Source organism: Paraburkholderia sp. SIMBA_030, from assembly GCF_046535245.1.
Taxonomy (GTDB): Bacteria; Pseudomonadota; Gammaproteobacteria; order Burkholderiales; family Burkholderiaceae; genus Paraburkholderia.
This window is the reverse complement of sequence record NZ_JAWRXB010000521.1, coordinates 1-273: the sequence shown is the minus strand read 5'-3', so window position 1 is coordinate 273 and position 273 is coordinate 1. Positions and strand designations below refer to the sequence as shown.

Here is a 273-nt window from a genome sequence, read left to right as displayed (position 1 = left end):
GGCGACGCTCGGCAATCTTCCGTTCGCCGCCGACGTGCTGCTTGCGCCCGTTCGCACGCATCGCGTATCGGTGAGCGGCATGCAGCCGAAGACGCTCATCATCGACACGCTGATTCCCGCGACGATCGAACGCTTTCCGTGGGGCGGCCATCTCGGCACACGTCAGGTCGCCCCCGTCGCCGAGGGCATCGACGAAGCGCGCACGTCGCTCGTCTTCACGAATACGCGTTCGCAGGCCGAGATCTGGTATCAGGCGCTGCTCGAATTGCGCCC

Annotated in this window: 1 pseudogene; it reads left to right on the top strand. The window is 65.9% G+C overall.

Annotated elements, in window-relative coordinates:
- A pseudogene (locus SB772_RS41055) lies at positions 1–273 on the top strand (DNA ligase-associated DEXH box helicase); the annotation flags it as partial.